The sequence below is a fragment of the Neobacillus ginsengisoli genome, assembly GCF_030813055.1.
The window spans coordinates 56088-78998 of sequence record NZ_JAUSTW010000005.1 but is presented as its reverse complement, the minus strand read 5'-3'; the positions used below and the strand labels follow the sequence as shown (position 1 = coordinate 78998).

Sequence of the window (22911 nt, the reverse complement as noted above, 5' to 3'; positions counted from 1 at the left end):
TTTCTTATTCTGGAATTACGCCCTTTAATGGAATAACTAAAAATATAGCCTCAATCCTATAATCACTTAATTCTTCTTTTTACTATTGCCCCCAATAGTTTAAGTACAAAATTCCATATTGATTGAAGCCTTTGCAAACTAGAGCAAAGGCTGTTTTTTACGGAATCTTTCTACCATATATAGGCGCTTTTTATTTTTCTTTCGTATCCTTAACTCAGATTATCTCTAGCAGAATTAAAATTTCTGCATAGCTTCAACAGCATAGGCCAAGTCACTATAGGAATCTTTTAATAATCGTGTTGTGGTTGAAATGTTACTATGGCCGAAGAGTCTCCTTACCTTTTTAATGTCATTATTCGTCGCTTTAACATCTTTATTTACAGAATGTATGCCTGAACATATGGGGTGTTAGTTTTTTACCGTGGTAAACAATAGCCTTCAATAATAGTATGGATCCTACGGACAGTAAATTTTGGTGATCGCTGGCTGTAGAACCACTTATGGTGACAATTCTACATGCGCTTTCGTTTTTGACATTTCTGATCTAAAAAGTAACGAGTCCTACAGTTCCTACCAAGAGTATTGGACATAGGAACCGTCCGAATCTTCCTTCCTTTTCCTAGTATCCAAATAAGTCTTAACTCCAAGTCAAGATCGCTTAACTTTAAGTTTGAAAGTTCATCCACTCCCAAACTAGCCTAAATCAATAGATAAATAATGGCCCTATTCCGGTGATATGAAAATGTAGGTGGTTGCTTGTCATTACATCATCATTGTTCTTTTAACCGCGGTTTTGCAGGATTACAATCCGGCTTATCTGCTTGGGTGGATTCAGCGAGCTTCGTCAAATAATAACATTCTTCTCTGAACATATGCTCAGCCATCAGCGGTGCAAAAGTTCCTCATGCCTCCTTGCTAAGCCTTAGTTCCTCTATTTCATTTAAAAAGTTCATAAACAGCTTCATTTCAAGTGAGACATCTATATTAAACTGTTTAAGTGCTGGGAAGGATGTGAGATTTGTGCGAAGAAAGCCAGTCAGTTCAACGGCTTTAAAATAAAAGGCCTCAAAATCCTTTGTAAAATTATCACTCATATTTTTAATGCTCTTTTCAACCCATTCAATATTGTTAGAAATAGCCCCCGCGTGCCCAGCAGCATCAAACAACCAAATTAAATGGTGATGCAGCTCATGAAATACGGGTGGAACCTCACCTTTTTTCAAATAATTTAATACAAGTAAGTATTCCTCCAATTCATTTACCATATGGTTAAAAAAAACTGGCCCAAGATGTATCGAAATTTTCCCCACAAGTTGATTCTCAATAATTTTCAGTTTGTATTCTCTCAACTTTAAAGTTTCTTCTTCTGCTCTTACACTCAGCTCGACTAAATCGCCCACTTCAACACTGCTAAGGAGTTGATCGAAAGTTTTGATAAAATAGTTCGCTGTATCAATCAATTCTTTTTCTTGCGGTACCAGTGAATCATGTATAAAACGGGCATGATCGCCTAATATTTGAAGCCAGAACCCATTTTCAAATTTAGCAGCATTTTCAAAACGAGTAGGCACATAATCTCCCCTCTCAGACATACTATTTATAACTTATTCTATCAAGCTAATATTTTATACCACCATTCTGAATGAAAGAAGATGCTTAGCGTAATATCAAACGGGACCCATTATGTAAGCTCACGCAAAAAGCTCCTATAGGCTTTTTCACAACCTATAACAATGATGGGTATGCCCATTTTCGAAGACAACAATATCCCTCTGTATAATGAATATGGTTGCGATCATGAGTCTTTATGGGAGGAGAAGTAACATCTAAGCACTGATGAACATGCCCCGCTTCGACCGAAGTATAATCAACGATAAAAAATGGACTGATCGTTTAAAATCAATCAGTCCATAAATAATTACCTTACTTCACTAAAGCGCCCGATTATGGAAGATCTTATTGAAAATAAGCACCTATTTCGTTTAAGTACAACGGTTCACAAGCCTTTTTATTGTTGAGAGCATGGTGGAACATGATCATAATGGATTAGATTAAAAAAATATCAGACACTTAATTTTTAGGTCTGATATTCGGGTCACAGTCTACTTAATAATTCTCACTATTTTCTCAAGGTTTTTAATGCACCACTCCAGGCTATAACTTGGTCAAGCATTAAATTGACATTATTAAGATGCAATTCAGCTGGTTTAAATGTAGTAAAGTTTTCAAAATCTGTAAATAAAGATAATGTAGGATGAGTCTTCACATCCGCTATTAGTAATTCTGCACAGATTCCACGTAAATGCTCAGCTGCACGAGCACCACCGGTTGAACCATAACTTACGATACCTGCAGCCTTGTTGTTCCATGCTTCACGAGCTGAATCAAGTGCATTTTTCAAGGCCCCCGTGATACTGTGATTGTATTCTTGAACAATGAACACGAATCCATCCAAGCTGGAAAGCTTTTCATTCCAAGCTGCAATTGCTGGGTCTGTTACATCAGTTGTCCCAAAAAACGGCAATTTGTAATCAGCAATATCTACAATTTCATAATTAGCATCTCCACGTTTGTTAGCAACCCCTTTTACCCATTCCCCTACTTTTGGACTGACTCGACCTTGACGAGTGCTTCCTAAGATAATTCCAATGTTTAATTTTTCATTTGTCATTATTTCTTCCTCCTTAATGGGTTTCCATTCAATTAATCAACGCTTAATAATTGTAATTACATTTTAGGAGCTTCCATACCTATCATAGCCCATTCCTCTTTTGATGGACCATACAGCCCAGGGACGGTTAAACCTGCTTGACGCATAAGAATAGTCATTTGCCCTCGATGATGAATTTGATGTTGAATTAAAAATAATAAGATGTCTCCCTTAGACATTTTCTGCCCGAAAATGTCCTGTTCTTCTCTAAGACTTTTGTCAGCCCATTGATTTTTTACAGCTTGAGACAAAGCATTACTTGATTGTTGATAGCTGTCAGAGATGAACTTTGCTGAGGTTGGGACAGGATAATCTTGATTAGGCGAGTCAAAGGCAAGGTCTGTTCGAGATGCTACAACGCCAATTGCTGCTACAGTATGCCAAGCTATTCTTCCTAATGTCCAATTTTGAGGTGTTACTTCTTGGGATAAGGATTCATCTGTAAGTTGGTTAAGAATTTTCTGAGTAGCGTCTACTTCAAAATTCCATAATTTAAAGAAATCATCTAGTGTTTGAAACATATTCATCCTCCTTACTTAAATACTTCACAAATATATTCCATATTAAATAAAATTATCCTGTTGATTCACAAAAAAATTAAGTTCAAAACAACATATATTAATTAAAGCTATAGTAGCTACCTCTTGTTGAAATAACCTGCTCCTTAATAAGAAAAAGCACACTCCCTCTGCCCTGTTAGCAGAAAAAGAAAAAAGAGCTTGGATCCTAATATTAAATAATCGTTAGCAATAGGTAAGCGTTTGAAGTTATCTCAAGCTTTTCCCCTGCTCCACACGGAATGATAGTTTCCCATCGTTCCGCGCTCCATCTAACGATATGTACTAGATTATAAGTTCCATGTTACTCATAGAATTGGGGTCATCAGATTGATTCCATTCCGCATTTTTCACGGTATTTATTAATCTTCTGAATCATTGGTTTAGTGATACCAAGTTTGGTTATGAGTGTGTCAATCGTCTGTTGGTTCGTTTGATGCCCGATTGTTGAATATCATAATAAAGTCTTATTGAAGAAAGCAACCAGTTAGTTCCGAAATATTAGAGATAAATTTCGTCAAGTTGGTTTTCCAATTGACCAGCCTTTAAAAAACAGTTTGGGGTGTCGGATACAAATGGAATTCTGGTGAGGAATAGTAGTCAGGTTAAAGGTATATTATTTTTTAGCACAAAAGAACTGATACAAACAATAAAAATAGTAAAAGACCTATAAGGGTCTATATTATTTGGGTACATTTATTGTGAATGGAACGGTAAATACTTTACCGTCTTGTTGGAATTGTCCCCAAATTTTATAGAGACCACTCTTAGGGAAACTTGTCATAAATTTCGCGTCAGGACCAGTTGCCTTCTCATCTATCGGATGTATGTGTAAATAAGTTTCTGTATCTGCACTTATGGCTACAACGTGCCCCACTGCTCCTAAATACGGTTGTAAATTTGTGATGGGTTGTTTCGTTTTAGCATCTTTAATCGTGAATGTCATCGTCAAGTCCATTCCATTCATCAAATGGTCAAACTTCAACGTAACCTCTTTGCCATCCACTACTTTTGTTAATTCCTTATCTTCAGTTAACGGTATAGTCTTCACGTTGTTTCCAGCTACTGTCACTACATCCGATTTTACCGTTTTGGAAGCTCCTTTAGGCACAAAATCGGCATAAAGTTTATACTCTCCTCCTGAAGGGAAATTTGGAGTTACCGTAAATAAACCTTTTCCTTTATAATCAGGGTGAATATGGTTGAAATATGATAAATTTTGGCTAACCACGATTAAGTGCATGAGTTTTTCGTGCTGAACATCAAAATCGTTGATTGATTGACCATCCTTATTATTTACTTGAATGTTTAATAGGATTGGTTTTCCGCTTTCAGGATTTCCTTTAAATGAAAACTCAACCTTTGTGTTATCTTTTTGGGGAGTGGATGTCATGTTCCCGTGATTCATATTCATCCCATCATGGCTTGTATTTGTTTGCTTTTTATTTGAGTTGTGATCCATATTTCCCATTGAATTATCCTTCGAACAAGCAGCTAAAAATAATGAAACAATTAGTGAAAAAGCAATAAGTGTCAGAAATCTTCGCTTCATCGTAATCCTCCTAATGTTAATATAAAACATATCCTACTACAAAAATGTGCAGAAAATATGCATTTGTATGGATTATGATGTTTTTTATCAATTCCTTCCCACAATAAGAAAAAAGGCGACCTTCATCTTGAAGAATCGCACCATCTAGTTAAATAGTATTTTTTAAAAAAAGGTTAAACCAATTCTTTTATCACATTTTCCCTTCTACGATACCACACAAAGAGCCCTGCTCGTAAAGCGTTATCTGCTGCAATGGAAATCCATACAGCTGGTAAACCAAAACCAAGTTTCCAAGCAAATAAATACACGCCTAAAGTACGCACCACCCATATACCAATCATCGTGACGATCATGGGGAAGGAACTGTTCCCGCCAGCTTGCACGACAGAGGTATCAACTAAGACTGAAGCTAGGAATGGCTGCGAAAACATATCAATTAACAAAATAATCATTAATAAATGAATAACAGTTTCATTGTGTGTAAACAATTTGCCTATCCAAGGGCTTGCAGTTGCCAAAATTGCTGTTATGACAGTCATTGAAATGGCTGATTGAATATAGCTCCATTTCCGATATTCCTTAACATCAGAAAGATTCTTTTCTCCAATTGCCTGACCGATAAGAGTGCTGGCAGCTACCGCAAAACCGCCTCCAACTGTATAGGCGAATGTAGTTAAAGTACCAGCAATGTTGTGGGTAGCATAGACTTCCGTTCCCATGCGAACAATTAATCCAAAATAAACAACTTGTCCTAACCTCATGCTTAATCTTTCTAATGTAGCAGGTACTGCAAATTTTATCATGCTTCCAGCTAGGTTCCATCTGACTTTGAAATTACTAATTTTTAAAGAAATAGAAGAAATACTTTGGGATATGATCACAAGGCGCAGAAAACCATATATCCTTGCTAAAATCATCGCAATGGCTGCTCCAGTTAATCCTAATCCTGAAAATGGTCCTATTCCAAAGATTAAAACATAATCAAGGATGACATGGACAGCATTCATCTCTATACCAATTCGGAAAGGGGTCTTTGTATCCCCTATTGCACGAAAAGAAGCAGATTGAGCAGTAAACAATGCAATGAATGGGGTTAGACCTAGAACTACCTTAAAATAAACCATTGCTGTATCTTTTAGTTTTTCGTTTGCACCAATCATTTCAAGCAAAGAATTAGCAAAAAGAACTGAAACAAAAGAAAAGAGTAATCCAATTAGTATGGAAATAAAAAGACCATGAAAAATAACGGACTTGCTTCGTTCTTCATCCTTTGCTCCAAATGCCCTTGATAAAAAGACGGAAAGTGTAGCTGAAATGGCTGTAAATACCCCAATATACGTCATACTATAAATATTAGTAACACCTACTGCATTAATTGCCAGGAGACCCAACTTTGCAATAAAAAATGAGTCAACGACTCCCAGTAAACTTTGTAAATAGGATTCTCCGATAGCTGGTAACGCAATTCTAAAAACTTTTTTGGCTTTACTTGGAACTTGCAAAATTACTTCCTTCTCTCTTCAATACTTTTTAATCCAAATATGAAATATTGGCGAGGTTTCCATAAATTACTGTTTCACCAAAAATAAGGTTTAAATCCAATCATATAAATCAGGTGTTTTCTTATCAATTTTCATAGGAAAGAATAAATGTAAAACTATCAACTACTTTTGTAAAGTTTAAGTAGGAACAATTGGCTTTGTTTTCGGAACCTTTTATTAGTGGTGATGATGTTCATGGCCGGTAGTCGAACAAACCGCCGATTCATCATGAGGATGTTCTTCGTTTTCCATTTGGATTGTAGCGTGACCAATTCCTAAATGTTGCAGTTTATGTTCTATTTCTCTTAAGAGAACTTGGCTTTCTTGGAAACTTATCTGGTTATTTAATACAACGTGACAAGATAATGCATTTTTACCGCTAGTGATACTCCAAACATGTAAATCGTGTACATTCAATACACCATTAACAGAACGAATTTTTTCCATTACTTTTTCTATGGAGATTCCTTTAGGTGTCCCCTCCATTAAAATACCTACGGTTTGCTTCACAATCTTCCATGCACCAAAAGCTATTAAGAAAGCGATAAGGACACTAAGAATAGGGTCAACAATGTACCAACCAGTAAATAAAATAATAATTCCTCCGATTATTACCCCCGCAGAAGCCATGGCGTCACCTATCATATGCAGTACAGCACTTTTGACGTTAATGTTGTCTTCTTTGCTTAAACCAAGACCTAAATACAGATTCATGATTAAGCCAACCGAGGCACTAATGAACATCCATGTACTTCCGACTGGCTGTGGATTTTTAAAACGGTCAATTGCTTCATATAGGATTACGACAGCAATAACAATTAAAGTCATGGCATTGATAAAAGCAGCCAAAATTCCAGAACGGTGATAACCGTAAGTAAATTTTTCGGATGCTGGTTTTTGTGATTGATGCATGGCAAACCATGATAATCCTATGGCTGCAATGTCTGTAAGAACGTGACCTGCATCTGAAAGAAGTGCCAGACTATGAGAAATAAATCCTCCCACTAATTCGACTACAAGAATGATTAAAGTTAGAAAAAATGCTAATTTCATTTTTCCAATCGGAACATGGGAGTGAAATACATCTCCATGGTCGTGGTCGTGGTCATGTCCGTGTTGATGATTATGTGACATGTTTAACTCTCCTTTTTATAAAAAAACTAATCGTGGCAAGCGTGTTCGATTGCTTGTTTTAAAAGGTCAATAATATGTTGGTCATCATTTGAATAATAAACCGTTGTCCCTTCCCTTCTAAACTTTACGAGCCGAAGGTTTTTTAAAAAACTTAATTGATGGGAAACGGTCGATTGGTGGAGTTCCAAAACCTCAGCAATTTCATTTACTGAACATTCCTTTTGAGAAAGTAAATAAAGAATTTTAATCCTTGTATTGTCTGATAATGCTTTAAAGGTTTGGGAAACAATAAAAAGTGTTTCTTCGTTTAAAGATTTAATTTGTGTTTTATTTTTTCCTTCTTCTTCTAAATTCATTTAATACCCTTCCTTAGACAACTTTATTATATTATTTGTTAATAACAATATATGCACATATGCACATATTGTCAACAAACGAACATAATAAAGACTAAATAAAACTATTCCAAAAGTTATTCAACATTCCTACCATTAATAATGCCACATCAGTAATCTCTTTCCTTTATCTATAAATCTCATTTGGTTGTTAATTAAAACCACCAAAATAAATAAGGTCTTTATTCAATTTTTTTGACACATATATTAGCTGGTGCTAATATGATAACAACAAAACATATTAGCCGTGTCTAATATGAGTGGAGGTAAATTATGCAAACAATCGATCTAGATACGAAAGTCAAATTCCTTCGTGGCTTTGCAGATAAAACAAGGATTCAAATACTAGAAAGTATTAAAGAGCAAGAAAAAACTGTCTCCCAAATTGTAGAAGATATAAAAGGTAATCAATCTAATATTTCACAACACCTAGCCTGTTTAAAGGGTTGTGGCATTATCGTCGGAAGGCAAGTAGGAAAATACTGTTATTACAGCATAGGAAATCAACAAGTACGGGATTTGTTGACAATGTTCGATGTAGTTCTTCAAGAAGTTCAAAATGATGTCGCTTGTTGTGAGCGTCATATAGATTAGGGGTGTTTTTTAATGTCCGAACAGTGTTGCAGTTCAAATAAAAAAGATGAAAAAGAGATACAAAGTTGCTGTATCTCTATTCAAGCACCAATTAAAGATGAAAATACTAAATGTTGCAACAGTAAATTTGAAACAGAAGCTAAACTAGAGGTTGCTAGTTGTTGTAGCAATGAGAAACCTTCGGAACCACAATGTTGCAGTTCATCCTCACATAATGAAAAAATTCAAGATGTAAATAGTTGTAGTCGTAAATCATCAAATGAACTACCGAATGAACCAGAAAATATCAGTTGTTGTAGCAGTGATACATCAAATAAAACGGTAAATAAACAAGAAACAACAAGCTGTTGTAGTAGTCAAAAACAACCGACAAAACCTTTAAATCAAAACAAAAATATTAAAATATACACTATTGAAGGAATGGATTGTGGTAGTTGTGCTAAAAGCATTGAGAACCATTTAAGCATCCATCCACTGGTTAAAAATGTAAGTGTTAACTTCTCAACTGGAAAAATGAAAATTGAACATGAGAATGGTGTGGAAGAAATCATTTCTGAAGTATCTAAAATTGGTTATAAGGCATCATTACTCTCAAAGAGTAATAAAACTGCCAATGTACCCAAAAACAAAGAAGGAAATGGATTAATCATTTTATCTGGAGTTTTAATTGCTCTTGGTTTTTTGGGTTCATACAACGGAATTTCTTCATTAATAACAACATTTTTGTACGCTGTTGCAATGGTCATAAGTGGCTATAAGCCAGTAAAAAGTGCTTTCTATTCAATTAAAAGTCGATCATTAGATATGAATGTTCTAATGTCTGCCGCAGCAATTGGAGCTGCACTGATAGGTGAATGGTTTGAAGGTGCAACGGTTGTTTGGCTATTTGCTTTGGGTATTTTGCTACAAACTAAGTCAATTGAAAAAACGAGAAGCTCAATTCGTAATTTAATGGAGTTGGCACCCCCCGAAGCATGGGTAAAAGCTGGTTCTGAAATAAGTAAAAAACCAGTTGAAGAAATATCCATTGGTGACATTATTATTGTTAAACCTGGTGATAAAATTCCATTGGACGGTGAAATCATCCACGGTGAATCAAGCGTTAACCAAGCTCCTATTACTGGTGAATCCATTCCAGTAGATAAGGAAATGGGTGACACAGTATATGCTGGAACTATAAATGAAAATGGTTCCCTTGAAATTAAAGTTACGAAGTTAGTGGAAGACACAACAATTTCAAAAATTATTCACTTGGTCGAAGAAGCACAAGAACAAAAAGCTCCGACAGAAGCATTTGTAGATAAATTTGCAAGGATTTATACTCCTATTGTCTTTGTTTTAGCATTGGTAATTATGGTGTTGCCTCCTACACTTGGATTCGGCACATGGGGTGAATGGTTTTATAAAGGGCTTGAACTACTAGTTGTAGCTTGTCCTTGTGCATTAGTAATCTCTACACCCGTTGCAATCGTATCCGCCATTGGTAATGCAGCAAAAAATGGAGTTTTAATTAAAGGTGGTACGTTTTTAGAAGTAGCTGGAGCTATCAATGCCATCGCATTTGATAAAACAGGCACTTTGACTGAAGGTAAGCCAAAAGTAGAAGAAATTAAGACGTTAAACGTATCAGATGATGAATTATTATCATTAGCTTTAACATTGGAAGATTATTCAACCCATCCAATTGCTAAAGAGATTGTTCGGTATGCGATCGAAAAAGGAGTACCTTCCAAAAATGGTGAGTTCTTTAAAAGCATTGTTGGAAAAGGTGTCCAAGCGACTATTGAGGGAATCATTTATTACGCTGGTAATATGAAATTATTTGAAGAAATAAATACTCCTTTGGAACTTATCAAAAACAATGTCCAAGAGATGCTAAGTAAAGGAAAAACGGTAGTTATTATAGGCACACAACAACAAATATACGGTATAATAGCGGTTTCCGATACTATACGGGAAACAACGGTTTCTGCTTTAAAAGGATTAAAACAAAGTGGAATTAACCAAACTGTAATGTTGACAGGTGATAATGAAGGTACAGCGAATTTGATTGCTTCTAAAGCTAACGTTAATAGATATTTTGCTGAATTATTACCTGAAGATAAGGTAGATGCAATTAAGCAATTACAAAACGAAGGGCACAAAGTAGCGATGGTTGGAGACGGTATTAATGATGCACCAGCACTTGCTGTTGCTGATTTAGGAATTGCAATGGGTGGAGCAGGTACTGACACCGCAATGGAGACAGCTGATATAATTTTAATGGCTGATAACCTAGAAAAACTCCCTCATACAATAAAGTTAAGCAGAAGGGCACTAGCTATTATCAAACAAAATATTTGGTTCTCAATCATTGTTAAAATAATTGCATTAGCCTTAATATTCCCTGGTTGGCTTACACTATGGATTGCCGTATTAAGTGACACAGGCGCCGCTCTAATTGTAATTTTAAATGCAATAAGATTGTTAAAAGTTAAAGAATAAATTTATTTGTGAGATGTTTCATTTTTTTGAGACATCTCCTTTTTTACATATAACAAGGTTTGTGAACCATCCACTACCTAAGGTTGCTTTACGGACCCTTCTTGGAAATAAACTATTCTTTTTTTTGAATAAACACTGAATGTTATTTTTTTAAAATTTAAAGCGATACCTGTCCGAGTAAAACCCTCAATCCCCAAGTCACCACTAGTATGAGCCGTCATTTCTTGATAACCCTCTTTACCGTATTTAGTTTTAAGCAATAATTGACAATATTCTTCCCAGCTGTCACCATCGTAGGTTCCATAACGTGTTTGAATCATACTTCTCCTCCAGATTGCCAAAACAGTTACAAAAATTAGTTTAATACAGAAATATATATTTTTTAGAAATATCAAAATTTAATATAATAGTACCGCAAATTCATTTTATTTACTAGGAACATGGAACCAACGGTTCACTTTTTTCCTTTTATGATAGTCAGAACCCGACTTTGTTGTCATCCAACAGCCAGGCGATCTTGATACCCGATTTATTGTTATTCAACAAAAACTCGGCCCATTCAATAGGACCGAGTCATTATATTTTTACAGAAGATAAGGGTATTGAGTCAGTTCCCGACTTTTTTCGATTCAACACCAATTTTGTTATTAAGGTATTTGTTGTTTATTAGGAAATTAATGGGTATAACTTTCATATAATTTATTTAGCAAGCAAAGTTTTTGCTGTGCGATTGGACTTACGCCAGGATGCTTTAGAATGATATCCCTTGGACCTCCACAGTAATTAATGCTTTTCCAACTGAGGCTTCCAGTTTACAGATTGTTTCTTCATCATATTTCTGCAATGACGATGATAATAATAATCCCATATTACGGATTTGCTCACCCACTAAATTTCATTTTTTATTATTAACGGCATATTTCCATAATAGCCTATTTTTCTAGTAAGCACATGTACTAAGGTATAATCTGGATTTATAACATCTTTTATTAACTTTATTAATTCTATAAGTTCAGGATGGGTTGAATCGTTTTCGGTGCCTTGCAAATCCCATAATTTATTAGCACATTTTTCAGCTTCAGATGGTGTATTTGACTATATTAAGTTCCCTCCCATTGGGTCAGAAATCACATGGGATACAAAAGCTAAATGTTCTACACCATTTTTGGGTTTTGTTTCCAGATGAAATTTACCTAACTTCACCACTTCATCTTCTAGACATAACGACAATTCCCATTCCTTTGGTTTTCTAAAAACCTGATTAGCCCAATTAAGGGCTAATTATTTATGGAAAGATTAAAACATTATTAATGAGTAAGAACTGAAAAACCAACTAAGAAAATCCTAAAGGATTCTTGAGAGGTACAATACAATAAATTGCAAGTCAATCCACTACTCACAAATATTCATAATCTAATTTAGTATATATTTCTCATAAAAAATGGCTTGGAGCTTTTCTCCAAGCCATTTTCCTTTTAAAATCCATACAAAGAATAGAATTTCGTTATCTTTTTCAGTCATTGCCTAGACATTATTTACACAAAAAGTTTCTGACACAATTTGCTGAAATTGACTCAAATTTATCAATTGGACAATGAATAAAAGGAAGAAATCTGGGCCCATTCACTACCTATTTTTTTGACTAATTTGTCACATTTTGCTTATGCCAAACAATGAATTGACTTCTGAAATCTTATTTCAATACAATCCAGATCAATGCAGTAGGATTATATTAACATTGTAAAAACATCTTATATATGATATATTTTTTTACGAAAATATACTTTTGATTATTCTCTATCGAATAACTCATAAATTCTGTGGTCATGAACTAATAATTTAAAGGGTCGCCCTAATAATTATGTCAATATCCCAATAAGTCCACGAATCACATCCTCAATTTATATTATGTAAACTGAAAACAAACATAATTATTGGTTTCGAACCTAATTCATAGGAATCGACTTTATAAAAACCAGGAGGTCTGATAATTATGAATTACTTGTTTCATTTCCAAATCATCAAATAGTTTCTTGGCCAAGCCCAACCAATGCTGTTTCAAGATATTAATTTCAAACTGTTTATTAATAAATACCCCTCTCTCTTTTGTCAATTACTCACCTCGATAATACCCTAAATATCCAAATTCTTGTTCAACTAACCTTCTCCGTTGAACAAACACCTTAATTCCATTGCATAATATCTTCGTATTGAGCAAAAAAATATCACAACTCACAATGTCTATTAACCATAAAATCCATCAGCTTCCTAATGAAATCATTATTTAAAAATATTATTCTAAAAAGTAACTAAATTAACTGAAACTCATACTATAATATAAAACCATTTGAAAGAAGTGTGACAATTGACTCAATATATTCATACTGGTAAACATCCTGGACATCCTGGAGCTTGTATTGCACAATATAACCAATTTACTTATAGCCACACTCTTCATCATCACTCTACCCAATACAACTCGACCCATCACAATCACATAATGCCAAATGTTCAGCAACCATTTACAGTTCATGGTTATTATGGGAATCCTTCCTGGGGACCACCTGAGGCTTCATATCCTTCTTTATATTAAAGTTTAAATGAGCTAGCTGTTTGAGTACAAAGTTTTTTAACAATCAGTTAGCTCTTTTGTTTCATTTTTCACCCTCCCATATTTTGTACAATATCAGGTACACTTTAACATCGAAAGGGTGCTGTCATTCCTCTTTTTCCACTAACCATCTTCGATATAACAATAAGAAAAATAACAGCAATTTAGTATCTTGATCTTTATCTCTTGCACCCTTTAGTTGAAGAAGACCTCATTTAAATGAACGGAAACATATTATGGATTGTGGCTATTAAATAATGTAACCTCATAATTTGATAACCACTTTAATTCTCCAAGATAGTGGATAAATATTACCTCATCTGGTTTTTGCGGAATATAAAGCTGCCTTCGAAGCAGCTTTGAATATTCATTGAATTTTCTTTTTTACTGATCTTGTCACAATTCTATAAAAACTTAAACCTAACAAAATGGCTCCACTCCATATATAGAATCCATTAGGAACAACAGATGCCTCTCCTTGTCCAAGCATACTATGCCAAATAGCTAACATTAAGGCTAAATAATTAAAATAATGAATAGTTCTCCAAAGTTTAAAGCCAACCCGCTTTCTTACCCAAGATGTCACCAGAATAATGAGAAACAAATAGGTAGGAATGATTCCAACATCTATTAAAGTGGTACGATATGGGCTTGCCTCTGGTAGAAAGAAACCTAATAAAGTTATTCGATCTGCCATTTTGTAATCAGCATACAGTGTCACCAAATGAATAATAACAAAAATAAAAGCTGCACTTGCTAAATACGTATGGATTAGATTAACAGTTCGAATCCAGCGTTGCTACCTAATCCGTGTAAGGACTCTTGCGGTCAGTATAATGCCTAGCACAGCATTGAACCAAAGTAAGATATAAGCAATATCCCCAGATTTAATACTTAGTCGTAAAAAATCACCTGCAGTCATCTTTAATTCCTCCTTGTTCTTCCGAATACAATTTGAACTGAACGTAAACGTCTTATAAAAAGGTTATACCCCTACATTTTCAATATCTTGAAATATTTGTTTTTTCTTATCATTACATTGTCGTTTGGGATAATCAAATCAATGCCCAACAAACTTCACCGGGAAACTTGCCGCCGCAGTCAATGTTCAAGATATCATCCTGAATATTGGACTACATACATGCCTTTACCAATTTCATTGATTCCGCCTAAAGCAAAATGGATTGGGTATTTTCGTTAGTAATCAATTTTTTATCCTCCCAACTCCAAAGAAGATACCTTTAATATTCCCTTTAAGAATAATTATTCATAGAATAAAATTAAACCCTGCAAAATGGCAGGGTCATTTATTTTTGATCCAGCTATTACGAACCAAACCGGGTGGTTCTTGTCATACTTGAACGATTCACAACTACATTTGAAGGTGAGCGTTTTTTTAGATATGAATAAAGATTGCCAAGACATAAACCGATAAACAAATAGATTAATCCCCCAAATAGTGCATAGATGATCGTTCCTGCCGCTGCTGTCAAGATACCAAATACCACTTGATCGTTGTCTTTAGCCGGTGATGTCGGCGGATCGGTAAGCATAAAAAATCCAAAGAAGAGAGTAGCATTTATAAATGGCGGTCTAAGTGCATCAACCGCATCGCCAATATTGAAAAGCCCCATTAGAGCCAATAGTACAAAAGAAGTCCCTAAAAATGCAAAAACCTGAGGAAATTTATGGATTCGGATCGCGACAATGTACCCGCCCACTAAAAGAAAGATAATTGTCCATACTGAAAGGTCTCCAAAGGCCCCCCACCAGCTTTGCCCCGTTTTAAAGAACAGGACGGATAAAAGTAAACCAAATGCCGCTGGATTAAAGATTGGTTTTTTTTATAAACAAGCAGATGCTTTGATAAAATCGCAAGGACAGCAGTTGCTGCAATTATGCCTGTAGAGGTGGCTGAGCTTAGAATAAGGGCAATGATTAACCCTGTAATAACAGCACCGTCCGGCATTGTCCATTTTCTTTTTTTGAGAACATTAAAAACAATGTCAACGATGAAAGCTACAAAAACAGCAACGATTGCATTTTTTATTCCCAATAAATTTTTGTACCCAATTGAAGCAATAAGAAGATATGCCAACATGGCAATCGCCACATATCCTTTAGGTGTTTTAAGCCATTTCTCTATTGTCATTACTATTTCCTCCAACATGAACAATTTATAACTCAGGTGTGATAAAAAGACCCACTTATCTCCACATCTTCAATTAATTTAACTGTATCCATATATAATTTTGTTTTTCTCATCTTTCCTCCTTAGGAATTTTGGGCCTGATTGAGAGCGTCCTGGACAGCATCTGCAAACGCTTGTGTACTGTAAGTTGCCCCTGAAACATTATCTACATTTGCATTTTGCCTTTGTAAGACTTCACCTGGCAGCCCAACTACATCACTCTCAGAATAATGCATGCCCCAATTACTAATTTGGACATCTGTTATTTTATCCTTCTTTAATGTTACGGCTACTTCAATTTCCCCGCGCCGATTCATTCCCGTGCCTGTAAAAGTTCCATCTTTATACATTTGTTTTGGCTGGTTACTTATTGCTGCTGAAGCAACGTTGGTTTTATTTCCATTTACTTCGTTCGTTTTGGCTGGACTCATGCTTGATGGTTACACTTTTGTTTGCAAGCTAATTTGAGGTTGTGGCGCCCCGTCCATTTTGATTGCCTGGGCTTCCGTAGAAAAAAACCCGGTGGCATAAACTGCAGCCACAGCTGTTGAACAAAGAATTACCCATTTTTATCCATTTTCGCCATTTGAAAATCCTTCCAATCTCTTTTGGTTTATCTTAGTGATTAATATCAACACCGTCCATTATATTTAAGCACCTTTAAAATTCCCTTAAAAAATAAAAATAATTCTACATAATGGTTGCTTACCCCTTCTTGAACTGTTGTTAGTTCAAGAAGAAAAACACCTTTTTCATTAATAATGGTACCTGTATTGATATTAATATTGACAATCAATTTGGCATACTCTTTTAAGCGTACCTTTGTTTTAATACATAAAAAAGGCTCTCAACAAATGAGAGCGATATCAGCCAAACATCCCTTTGTATGCACGAATGAGTTCAAGGGCTTTTTTATTCTTTTTATCCATTTGAGTTTCCCCTACTAGGCGTGTCTTTTTTCTGGCAGTCGGTATTTCTTTTGTCTCTTTTTTCTCTTCTTTCATGTTTCTCCCTCTTTTCCAACTCTTAGTGTTACTACCTTATACAGAAAAAAGGGAGAATATTCTTGCCAACAAAAAAAAGCAAGATACATCAACTGTACCTTGCTCAGAGTTTATCTGTTGTTCATCATTTTTAACACTTTTTCGTTTAGATCCTGTACATGTTTGGTCATACGGCTGGTTGATTTTTTAGTCAGTCTTGTTTTCCGAATTGCCGTAGGGATTTGGATTTTCCCTACCCGTTCCGCACGCTTCGCTTCCACATAAAGTTGGTTGCTCATTGGAAAACCCTCCTATGCTATGTTCTTAACTTTATTGTACCATATTTCGGTAAACATAATAAAGATAAACCAAATTTAGCACATGAACCGCATCCACTTCCAGCAAAAATCCCTTCTCTTTTCGTAAAAAAACGATAAAGGAATGGGAACTCATAAATACTGGAGCAATGATACAATCTTTATCTAACAAGGTGACGACTTCGGTTTGAAAGAGTGATTCACTATGACTATCCAGGTTCTCTTCCAAATCCAACACATACATGTCATCAATCTGCTCTAAAATCGTTCGGATTTGCTGTTTGGTTTCTTCCTCATCCGTGGGATTGGATGTCACCTTCCAAAGTTGAACGACAAAGCCAAAAGTTCCAGAATATTGTTCAATAAATGAATCCAAATGAGTTTCTTCTTGTTCAGTGGTTAAGTCATACTGGATTCCCGTAAAGAAAAAACCTGCATCCTGAATAATATCCGACATTCGTTCAATACGTTTCACCATGCCCTTTTGGATCTTTTCGTTTTCTTTAATGGTTTCTTCAACAGAATTCGTATATTCAAACTCCGCACTCCCCATTTTTAAAATATTAGGTGTAAGAAGAAGGGCAAGATCCACAAAGACCACCATTGCCATGATACTGACCAATTCCTTCCAGTCAGAAATACGGAGCCGGTCAAAAATAAAACCAAGGCAGATCGCACAGACAAATAGCGTATATAAAGCTTTCCGTAACCATCGTAGATTCGTATGGTATCTCGTCGAATTGAGCCAAAAGTATGCAAACGTTCCAAGTGCAAATAAAAACATGATGGCAGAAAATAGTTTTAAGCCCATAATCCTTCCTCCTCTTCTCTCCTACCATTCCGCTCCTGTTTAAGGAATTCGCTTCCTTTCTTGTAAAATAACTTATATTTTAACTAGACTCATATTTTCTCATTCTATCATTTTTGGGAAAAGACCAAAATAGGGTAACGCAAAATTCGGCAAATCCCGTAATGATCTCAAAACAAAAAAGAAACGAGATTTTGGCTCGTTTCTTTTTTGTTAAGTGTTTTATTTAATAAAATGGTAATCCTTTGATAATACGTAAGTAACAATTAAGGATTAATATAATTTATGTAGCTAGGACAAACTACTTTTCCATTTTAATTTCCCCCCTTTTTAGGATTCGGCATCTTGTCGGATCCTTTTTATTTTTGGGTATTAAATTTAGGTGAAGTTCAAATATCTCATTCTTATTCATGCAATTTTCATTTGCCATCATCTTATCTCTCGACCAACTCCGTGAAAAATAAAAGATATCCAATTGCATGTGATTGGATATCCCACTTTTTTATTTCGACTTTTTCTGAAGTCGAAGAATATTGATGTTGTCTAATGTTTTCCCCGTTCCATTTGCTACGCAATTTAATGGATTCTCGGCAATCAAAACTGGAATGTTGGTTTCTTTTTCAATCAGTTTGGTCATATTCTTTAGAAGAGATCCTCCGCCGGTTAACACAATTCCATGCGCCATGATATCTCCCGATAATTCAGGAGGACATTTTTCCAAGGTTAGTTTCACTACTTCCACAATCCGTTGAACTGGTTCCTGTAACGAATCATAAATTTCTTCAGAAGTGATTTCCACTGTTGTAGGAAGACCTGTCAACATATCTCTTCCTCGGACATCTAAACACCGTCCTATTTCCGGTTCCCAAGCGCTCCCTAATTCAAACTTTAAGTTTTCGGCACTTCGTTCTCCAATTAATAAATTGTGTTTTTTTCGGATGTACCCCATAATGGCTTGGTCTTGAGCGTCTCCTCCAATCCGTAAAGAACGGCTGGTGACAATTCCTCCAAGAGATAGAACGGCCACTTCTGTGGTTCCGCCTCCGATATCGACGACCATGCTACCTACTGCTTCTGAAACAGGTAGATTTGCACCGATGGCTGCGGCAAGTGGCTCTTCCACTACATACACTTCTTTGGCGCCGGATTTAAGTGCGGAGTCATGAATAGCCCGTTTTTCTACTTGGGTCACACCACTAGGAGTACATATGACTACACGCGGTTTCGTTGGAATGAGTCCAGATGCATATTTTTTGGTTTTTGAGATAAAATAATTCAACATCGCCGAAGTGGATTGGAAGTCTGCAATAACACCGTCCTTTAATGGACGGATTATCGTAATATTACCTGGAGTTCTACCGACCATTTTTCTCGCTTCGTCGCCTACAGCCACTATATCACCCGTTTTTGTATTTACTGCCACAACGGATGGTTCATTTATTACGATTCCTTTTCCTTTGACAAATACTAGTAAATTTGCCGTTCCTAAGTCAATTCCAAGATCCCTAGACATGATGTTCCTCCATGTTGTTTAATTTCTGTTGTTATTTTTTTAATCTTTTTTGTGTTAACAGCCTCATCATGCCACTTAAATTTTGATTTTAATTGGCTCATTGTATCTCTCCACTTACCTACATATTCAATACAATAACTTTCCATATGAACAAATTTGGTAATCCTCTTTTTAATAGACAGTGATATACAGAATTTTTGTAATAAGTCATTCTATGGTATTAAAATTCTATCACCCGCATCAATTATTGGTAGGATTGTTAAAAGAACTAAACGCTATTGTAATAGATTGTTTTAAATTTCAGCTAAAAATTATATTAAATTTCTCTTTTTAATTTATTAATTTTTAATAATTCCCTTTAAAACCTTTACAATGTTTGTGTTTGCTTGCACCTATTTTCGATAATGACAAAGAAAAGACCGATTTTTGGTATCGGTCTTTATATAGTGGTTACGCCTGCTGTTCAAATTACTTTACACTCTTGCATCGTTAGACCAATATCAGTTGTGTCATCAAATAGATGGTCCCAAACTATTCATTTTCTATACTAGATGAAAGGCATAAACTAATAGGTATCCCAAAATGGATAACAATATGGAACCTATAAAACCTGCTCCAAATGATTTGAGTCCAAGCCTTTTAAATGACATAACATCCACATTAAGCCCTAATCCTGCCATAGCCATAGCGATTAACATATAAGCAATAAGAACCACATGATTTGCAAATGTTACTGATGATATCCCTGTTGAATTGAGGGCACTCATGGCTAAGAAACCAAGAATGAACCAAGGAATCGGAATGGATCTCCATGATGTCTCTTTCTTTTTTCCACTTTGAGAACGATTAGCTCGATTTGTCCATATCCCAATCAAAACAGCTACTGGAACCAGCAAGGCAACTCTTGTTAATTTTACAATAACCGCAATGTCAACAGCATCTTTCCCACCAGGTGCAGCTGCTGCAATGACATGTGCAATCTCATGTAAAGTTGCACCTGAGAAGATTCCATATCCATGTTCGGATAATCCTAAAAAAGGATAAAGCATTGTATATGCTAGTGTAAAAATCGTACCCAAAATCGCTACTGTTGCTGCTCCGATGGCTGTTTCATCATCATTCGCTTTAATTTGTGGGGCTATTGCAACAACAGCTGCTGCACCACAAATGGCAGTGCCGCATGCTGTTAATATTCCCAGCCTTTTTTCCACTTTAAACAACCGAGTTAATCCGTAAACGACGAATAAAGTGAATACAATATTAATCACCGCAATAGCAAATACTTTAGGACCTGCATGAAGTATATCAACTAAATTCAGCCTCATGCCTAGTAGAATAATACCTACACGGAGCAGTTTTTTACTTGAAAAATTCGTTCCAGCGATTAAAATTTTAGGCACACCCACTATGGCTCTCCATGCAATGCCAATCAGTATAGCAATAACTAATTGACCCATAATATTTAAAAACGGGAATTGTCCTAAATATTTGGCTAGGATGGCAATGAAAAGACTTAAGCCAATACCTAGTATAAAAAACAGCTTATTCTGTTTTTCTATCATAAGTGTTTGTTCCAATTTTATCACTCCGAATCTATTCTCTAAGAAGGAGAAAGTTTTAATAAATCAACTATATGTCAGTTTTAATAATAAGTTAAATATATATTAACTATCTTAATGATTATTAAAACTAATGATAAAATTAAACTAACAGTGTTTTGAAAAGATCGGAGGAAATCATAACAATGATTGTGGATACAATGAAGGTTTTCGTAACAGTTATTGAACAAAAAAACTTTACTCGTGCTGCAGAAATATTGAATATATCTCAACCAAACGTGAGCTTGCATATACGAAATTTAGAAAATGACTTGGGGACCAAGCTCGTTCATCGTTCACCTAAACAGGTACGAATTACTGAAGCTGGGGAAATACTATATAAGCATGCTAAACAGATCTTATTACATTTTGAAGAAGCAAAACATGAAATTAATGATTTGCGTCATGTTGTAACAGGAAAATTAAGAGTGGGAGCCAGCTTTACCATTGGTGAATATATACTTCCAAAAGTATTAGCTGAATACGCTGGTCAATTTCCACTAGTAGATGTTCAAATCATTATCTCTAACACCGAAGAAGTTATCGAAGGAGTTCGATCAAATCAACTTGATATTGGATTAATCGAGGGTGAAACCAATTGTCATGATATTCATATACAGTCTTTTATGGAAGATGAAATGATTGTCGTTGTACCTTCAAACCATACATTATCTCAAATGAGACTGATTGAAAAAGACATGTTGCAAAATCAAATCTGGATTTCCAGAGAAGTGGGTTCTGGAACACGAACCTATATGGATAAATTCATTTCCGAATTGGGCTTAATAATAAAACGCTCCTTTGTTTTTAGCAGTAATCAAGGAGTAAAGGAAGCTGTCAAAGCAGGGTTAGGAATTGCATTGTTATCTCGATGGACAATAGATAGAGAAATAGAGACAAATGAGATACGTGCTCTCACTTTAAAAAACAAAAAAATTAAAAGACCTTTTTCGTTTGTTAAAAGTAAAAACTCTGATGAATCCAAAGCCATAAAAATGTTTCTTCAGAAAATCGAGGAATTTCGCATGAATAACTAAACCAATCACTTTATAATGTTTTTATTTTCAAAATTCACATAAAAAAAGCAGTCCTTACTTATGTTTAAGTTCGGACTGCTTTGGTTAACCCATTACTTTTATAAACAGTAATCTTACATGGCAGAATGTTAATATTCACTTTACCGTTTTGTTTTTTTGTTGTGTTAATAGTAAATGGAACAGTAAAAACTCTTCATATTAAAGAGGGAAGTTTCAGTTGGTCTCTTCTTCTTACTTTGCTTCTTATAGTTTTACCCTTTGGAGACGTAAAGCATTTAATACGACTGAGACTGAACTAAAAGCCATAACAGCACCAGCTAACCAAGGTGCCAATAGACCAATAGTCGCAATTGGGATACCAATGCTATTGTAAGCTAAAGCCCAAAATAGATTTTGCTTAATATTACGAACTGTTTTCTTACTCATAAAAATGGCATCTGCGATTGCTTTTAAATCCCCCTGTATTAACGTAATATCTGCTGCCTCCATCGCCACGTCTGTTCCTGTTCCTAAAGCCATTCCTATATCGGTAACAGCCAGAGCTGGAGCATCATTAATCCCATCACCGACCATTGCCACTTTTCTTCCTTCTTTTTGAAGTTTTTTGACTTCTTCTGCTTTTCCATCTGGGAGGACCTCTGCAATTACATGGTCAATTCCAACCTGTTTAGCAATGGATTGTGCTGTCCTTGAATTATCTCCTGTAATCATGATGACATTTATATTTAAATCTCTTAGACAACCTACAGCTTCTTTTGATGTGTCTTTTATCGCATCCGAAACGGCTATAATTCCGATATATGCTCCTTCAATACTTACAAGCATCGCCGTTTTACCGTCAGATTCAAGAATATCCATTGTTGAATTAGTTTTTGCCAAGTCAATA

General features: G+C 35.3%; 22 protein-coding genes and 3 pseudogenes. 3 read left to right on the top strand and 22 right to left on the bottom strand.

Annotated features, from left to right (window positions below; translation table 11 throughout):
* Nucleotides 1–234 precede the first annotated feature (234 nt).
* From J2S10_RS15715 to J2S10_RS15680, 9 genes and pseudogenes are all read right to left on the bottom strand, one after another.
* Nucleotides 235–749: pseudogene (locus J2S10_RS15715) on the bottom strand (tyrosine-type recombinase/integrase); the annotation flags it as partial.
* A gap of 21 nt (nucleotides 750–770) precedes the next feature.
* Nucleotides 771–1592 (bottom strand): annotated as a pseudogene (locus J2S10_RS15710) (DUF2935 domain-containing protein).
* A 141-nt stretch (nucleotides 1593–1733) separates the two neighbouring features.
* Nucleotides 1734–1872 (bottom strand): annotated as a pseudogene (locus J2S10_RS27620) (YmaF family protein); the annotation flags it as partial.
* Nucleotides 1873–2119: 247 nt separating this feature from the next.
* Nucleotides 2120–2671, bottom strand: coding sequence for an NADPH-dependent FMN reductase (locus J2S10_RS15705; RefSeq protein ID WP_307409424.1), 552 nt, complete (start codon nucleotides 2669–2671; stop codon nucleotides 2120–2122).
* A 56-nt stretch (nucleotides 2672–2727) separates the two neighbouring features.
* Nucleotides 2728–3231: a DinB family protein gene (locus J2S10_RS15700; protein ID WP_307409422.1), complete on the bottom strand. Its 504-nt coding sequence runs from the start codon at nucleotides 3229–3231 to the stop codon at nucleotides 2728–2730.
* A gap of 718 nt (nucleotides 3232–3949) precedes the next feature.
* Nucleotides 3950–4819 carry a hypothetical protein gene (locus J2S10_RS15695; protein ID WP_307409419.1) on the bottom strand — a complete coding sequence of 290 codons (870 nt, stop codon included), beginning with the start codon at nucleotides 4817–4819 and terminating at the stop codon, nucleotides 3950–3952.
* Nucleotides 4820–4992: 173 nt separating this feature from the next.
* On the bottom strand, nucleotides 4993–6321 hold the full coding sequence (locus J2S10_RS15690; RefSeq protein WP_307409417.1) for an MATE family efflux transporter: 1329 nt from the start codon (nucleotides 6319–6321) through the stop codon (nucleotides 4993–4995).
* Between the two features lie 216 nt (nucleotides 6322–6537).
* Entirely contained in the window at nucleotides 6538–7494 is a 957-nt protein-coding gene (locus tag J2S10_RS15685) for a cation diffusion facilitator family transporter (protein ID WP_307409415.1), read from the bottom strand.
* Between the two features lie 26 nt (nucleotides 7495–7520).
* The gene (locus J2S10_RS15680; protein ID WP_307409413.1) at nucleotides 7521–7850 is read right to left on the bottom strand and encodes an ArsR/SmtB family transcription factor; all 330 of its coding nucleotides are present in this window, start codon (nucleotides 7848–7850) and stop codon (nucleotides 7521–7523) included.
* A gap of 312 nt (nucleotides 7851–8162) precedes the next feature.
* On the opposite strand from J2S10_RS15680, the gene J2S10_RS15675 reads away from it, so the two are divergent.
* Both J2S10_RS15675 and J2S10_RS15670 read left to right on the top strand, forming a co-directional pair.
* Entirely contained in the window at nucleotides 8163–8483 is a 321-nt protein-coding gene (locus J2S10_RS15675) for an ArsR/SmtB family transcription factor (protein ID WP_307409411.1), read from the top strand.
* A gap of 12 nt (nucleotides 8484–8495) precedes the next feature.
* Nucleotides 8496–10967 (top strand): heavy metal translocating P-type ATPase, encoded by a 2472-nt coding sequence (locus J2S10_RS15670; protein WP_307409409.1) that lies wholly within the window; start codon nucleotides 8496–8498, stop codon nucleotides 10965–10967.
* Nucleotides 10968–11044: 77 nt separating this feature from the next.
* Here the strand turns inward: J2S10_RS15670 and J2S10_RS15665 are convergent, their stop codons facing one another.
* The 12 genes from J2S10_RS15665 to J2S10_RS15605 all read right to left on the bottom strand — a co-directional run bounded on the left by J2S10_RS15665 (nucleotide 11045) and on the right by J2S10_RS15605 (nucleotide 20967).
* Nucleotides 11045–11287 (bottom strand): hypothetical protein, encoded by a 243-nt coding sequence (locus J2S10_RS15665; protein ID WP_307409407.1) that lies wholly within the window; start codon nucleotides 11285–11287, stop codon nucleotides 11045–11047.
* 1646 nt (nucleotides 11288–12933) lie between these two features.
* Nucleotides 12934–13080 carry a hypothetical protein gene (locus J2S10_RS15660; protein WP_307409406.1) on the bottom strand — a complete coding sequence of 49 codons (147 nt, stop codon included), beginning with the start codon at nucleotides 13078–13080 and terminating at the stop codon, nucleotides 12934–12936.
* Nucleotides 13081–13945: 865 nt separating this feature from the next.
* On the bottom strand, nucleotides 13946–14368 hold the full coding sequence (locus J2S10_RS15655) for a ferric reductase-like transmembrane domain-containing protein (protein WP_307410037.1): 423 nt from the start codon (nucleotides 14366–14368) through the stop codon (nucleotides 13946–13948).
* A 535-nt stretch (nucleotides 14369–14903) separates the two neighbouring features.
* The gene (locus J2S10_RS15645; protein ID WP_307409404.1) at nucleotides 14904–15299 is read right to left on the bottom strand and encodes an RnfABCDGE type electron transport complex subunit D; all 396 of its coding nucleotides are present in this window, start codon (nucleotides 15297–15299) and stop codon (nucleotides 14904–14906) included.
* Nucleotides 15299–15730, bottom strand: a complete 432-nt coding sequence (locus J2S10_RS15640) for an RnfABCDGE type electron transport complex subunit D (protein WP_307409402.1) — start codon at nucleotides 15728–15730, stop codon at nucleotides 15299–15301. The genes J2S10_RS15645 and J2S10_RS15640 overlap by 1 nt, the downstream gene beginning before the upstream one ends.
* Nucleotides 15731–15852: 122 nt before the next feature.
* The gene (locus tag J2S10_RS15635) at nucleotides 15853–16200 is read right to left on the bottom strand and encodes an FMN-binding protein (RefSeq protein WP_307409400.1); all 348 of its coding nucleotides are present in this window, start codon (nucleotides 16198–16200) and stop codon (nucleotides 15853–15855) included.
* Nucleotides 16201–16400: 200 nt separating this feature from the next.
* Nucleotides 16401–16565: a hypothetical protein gene (locus J2S10_RS15630; protein WP_307409398.1), complete on the bottom strand. Its 165-nt coding sequence runs from the start codon at nucleotides 16563–16565 to the stop codon at nucleotides 16401–16403.
* Between the two features lie 70 nt (nucleotides 16566–16635).
* Complete coding sequence (locus J2S10_RS15625) at nucleotides 16636–16773, bottom strand: hypothetical protein (RefSeq protein WP_307409397.1); 138 nt, start codon at nucleotides 16771–16773, stop codon at nucleotides 16636–16638.
* A 110-nt stretch (nucleotides 16774–16883) separates the two neighbouring features.
* Entirely contained in the window at nucleotides 16884–17051 is a 168-nt protein-coding gene (locus J2S10_RS15620) for a hypothetical protein (RefSeq protein ID WP_307409394.1), read from the bottom strand.
* A 31-nt stretch (nucleotides 17052–17082) separates the two neighbouring features.
* Nucleotides 17083–17880: a type II toxin-antitoxin system SpoIISA family toxin gene (locus J2S10_RS15615; protein WP_307409392.1), complete on the bottom strand. Its 798-nt coding sequence runs from the start codon at nucleotides 17878–17880 to the stop codon at nucleotides 17083–17085.
* Between the two features lie 499 nt (nucleotides 17881–18379).
* Nucleotides 18380–19390: a rod shape-determining protein gene (locus J2S10_RS15610; protein ID WP_307409390.1), complete on the bottom strand. Its 1011-nt coding sequence runs from the start codon at nucleotides 19388–19390 to the stop codon at nucleotides 18380–18382.
* 542 nt (nucleotides 19391–19932) lie between these two features.
* A complete protein-coding gene (locus J2S10_RS15605; RefSeq protein ID WP_307409388.1) occupies nucleotides 19933–20967 on the bottom strand; it encodes a YeiH family protein in 1035 nt (344 codons plus the stop codon).
* Nucleotides 20968–21134: 167 nt separating this feature from the next.
* On the opposite strand from J2S10_RS15605, the gene J2S10_RS15600 reads away from it, so the two are divergent.
* Nucleotides 21135–22025 carry a LysR family transcriptional regulator gene (locus J2S10_RS15600; protein ID WP_307409386.1) on the top strand — a complete coding sequence of 297 codons (891 nt, stop codon included), beginning with the start codon at nucleotides 21135–21137 and terminating at the stop codon, nucleotides 22023–22025.
* Nucleotides 22026–22268: 243 nt separating this feature from the next.
* Here the strand turns inward: J2S10_RS15600 and J2S10_RS15595 are convergent, their stop codons facing one another.
* Entirely contained in the window at nucleotides 22269–22904 is a 636-nt protein-coding gene (locus tag J2S10_RS15595; RefSeq protein ID WP_370876222.1) for an HAD-IC family P-type ATPase, read from the bottom strand.
* Nucleotides 22905–22911 lie beyond the last annotated feature (7 nt).

Coding starts and splice junctions, on each gene's coding strand:
- J2S10_RS15625 (WP_307409397.1), bottom strand. CDS start 16,773: ATGAAAGAAGAGAAAAAAGAGACAAAAGAAATACCGACTGCCAGAAAA.
- J2S10_RS15665 (WP_307409407.1), bottom strand. CDS start 11,287: ATGATTCAAACACGTTATGGAACCTACGATGGTGACAGCTGGGAAGAA.
- J2S10_RS15695 (WP_307409419.1), bottom strand. CDS start 4,819: ATGAAGCGAAGATTTCTGACACTTATTGCTTTTTCACTAATTGTTTCA.
- J2S10_RS15670 (WP_307409409.1), top strand. CDS start 8,496: ATGTCCGAACAGTGTTGCAGTTCAAATAAAAAAGATGAAAAAGAGATA.
- J2S10_RS15620 (WP_307409394.1), bottom strand. CDS start 17,051: ATGAGCAACCAACTTTATGTGGAAGCGAAGCGTGCGGAACGGGTAGGG.
- J2S10_RS15700 (WP_307409422.1), bottom strand. CDS start 3,231: ATGTTTCAAACACTAGATGATTTCTTTAAATTATGGAATTTTGAAGTA.
- J2S10_RS15705 (WP_307409424.1), bottom strand. CDS start 2,671: ATGACAAATGAAAAATTAAACATTGGAATTATCTTAGGAAGCACTCGT.
- J2S10_RS15640 (WP_307409402.1), bottom strand. CDS start 15,730: ATGACAATAGAGAAATGGCTTAAAACACCTAAAGGATATGTGGCGATT.
- J2S10_RS15680 (WP_307409413.1), bottom strand. CDS start 7,850: ATGAATTTAGAAGAAGAAGGAAAAAATAAAACACAAATTAAATCTTTA.
- J2S10_RS15675 (WP_307409411.1), top strand. CDS start 8,163: ATGCAAACAATCGATCTAGATACGAAAGTCAAATTCCTTCGTGGCTTT.
- J2S10_RS15600 (WP_307409386.1), top strand. CDS start 21,135: ATGATTGTGGATACAATGAAGGTTTTCGTAACAGTTATTGAACAAAAA.
- J2S10_RS15615 (WP_307409392.1), bottom strand. CDS start 17,880: ATGGGCTTAAAACTATTTTCTGCCATCATGTTTTTATTTGCACTTGGA.
- J2S10_RS15610 (WP_307409390.1), bottom strand. CDS start 19,390: ATGTCTAGGGATCTTGGAATTGACTTAGGAACGGCAAATTTACTAGTA.
- J2S10_RS15685 (WP_307409415.1), bottom strand. CDS start 7,494: ATGTCACATAATCATCAACACGGACATGACCACGACCACGACCATGGA.
- J2S10_RS15635 (WP_307409400.1), bottom strand. CDS start 16,200: ATGAGTCCAGCCAAAACGAACGAAGTAAATGGAAATAAAACCAACGTT.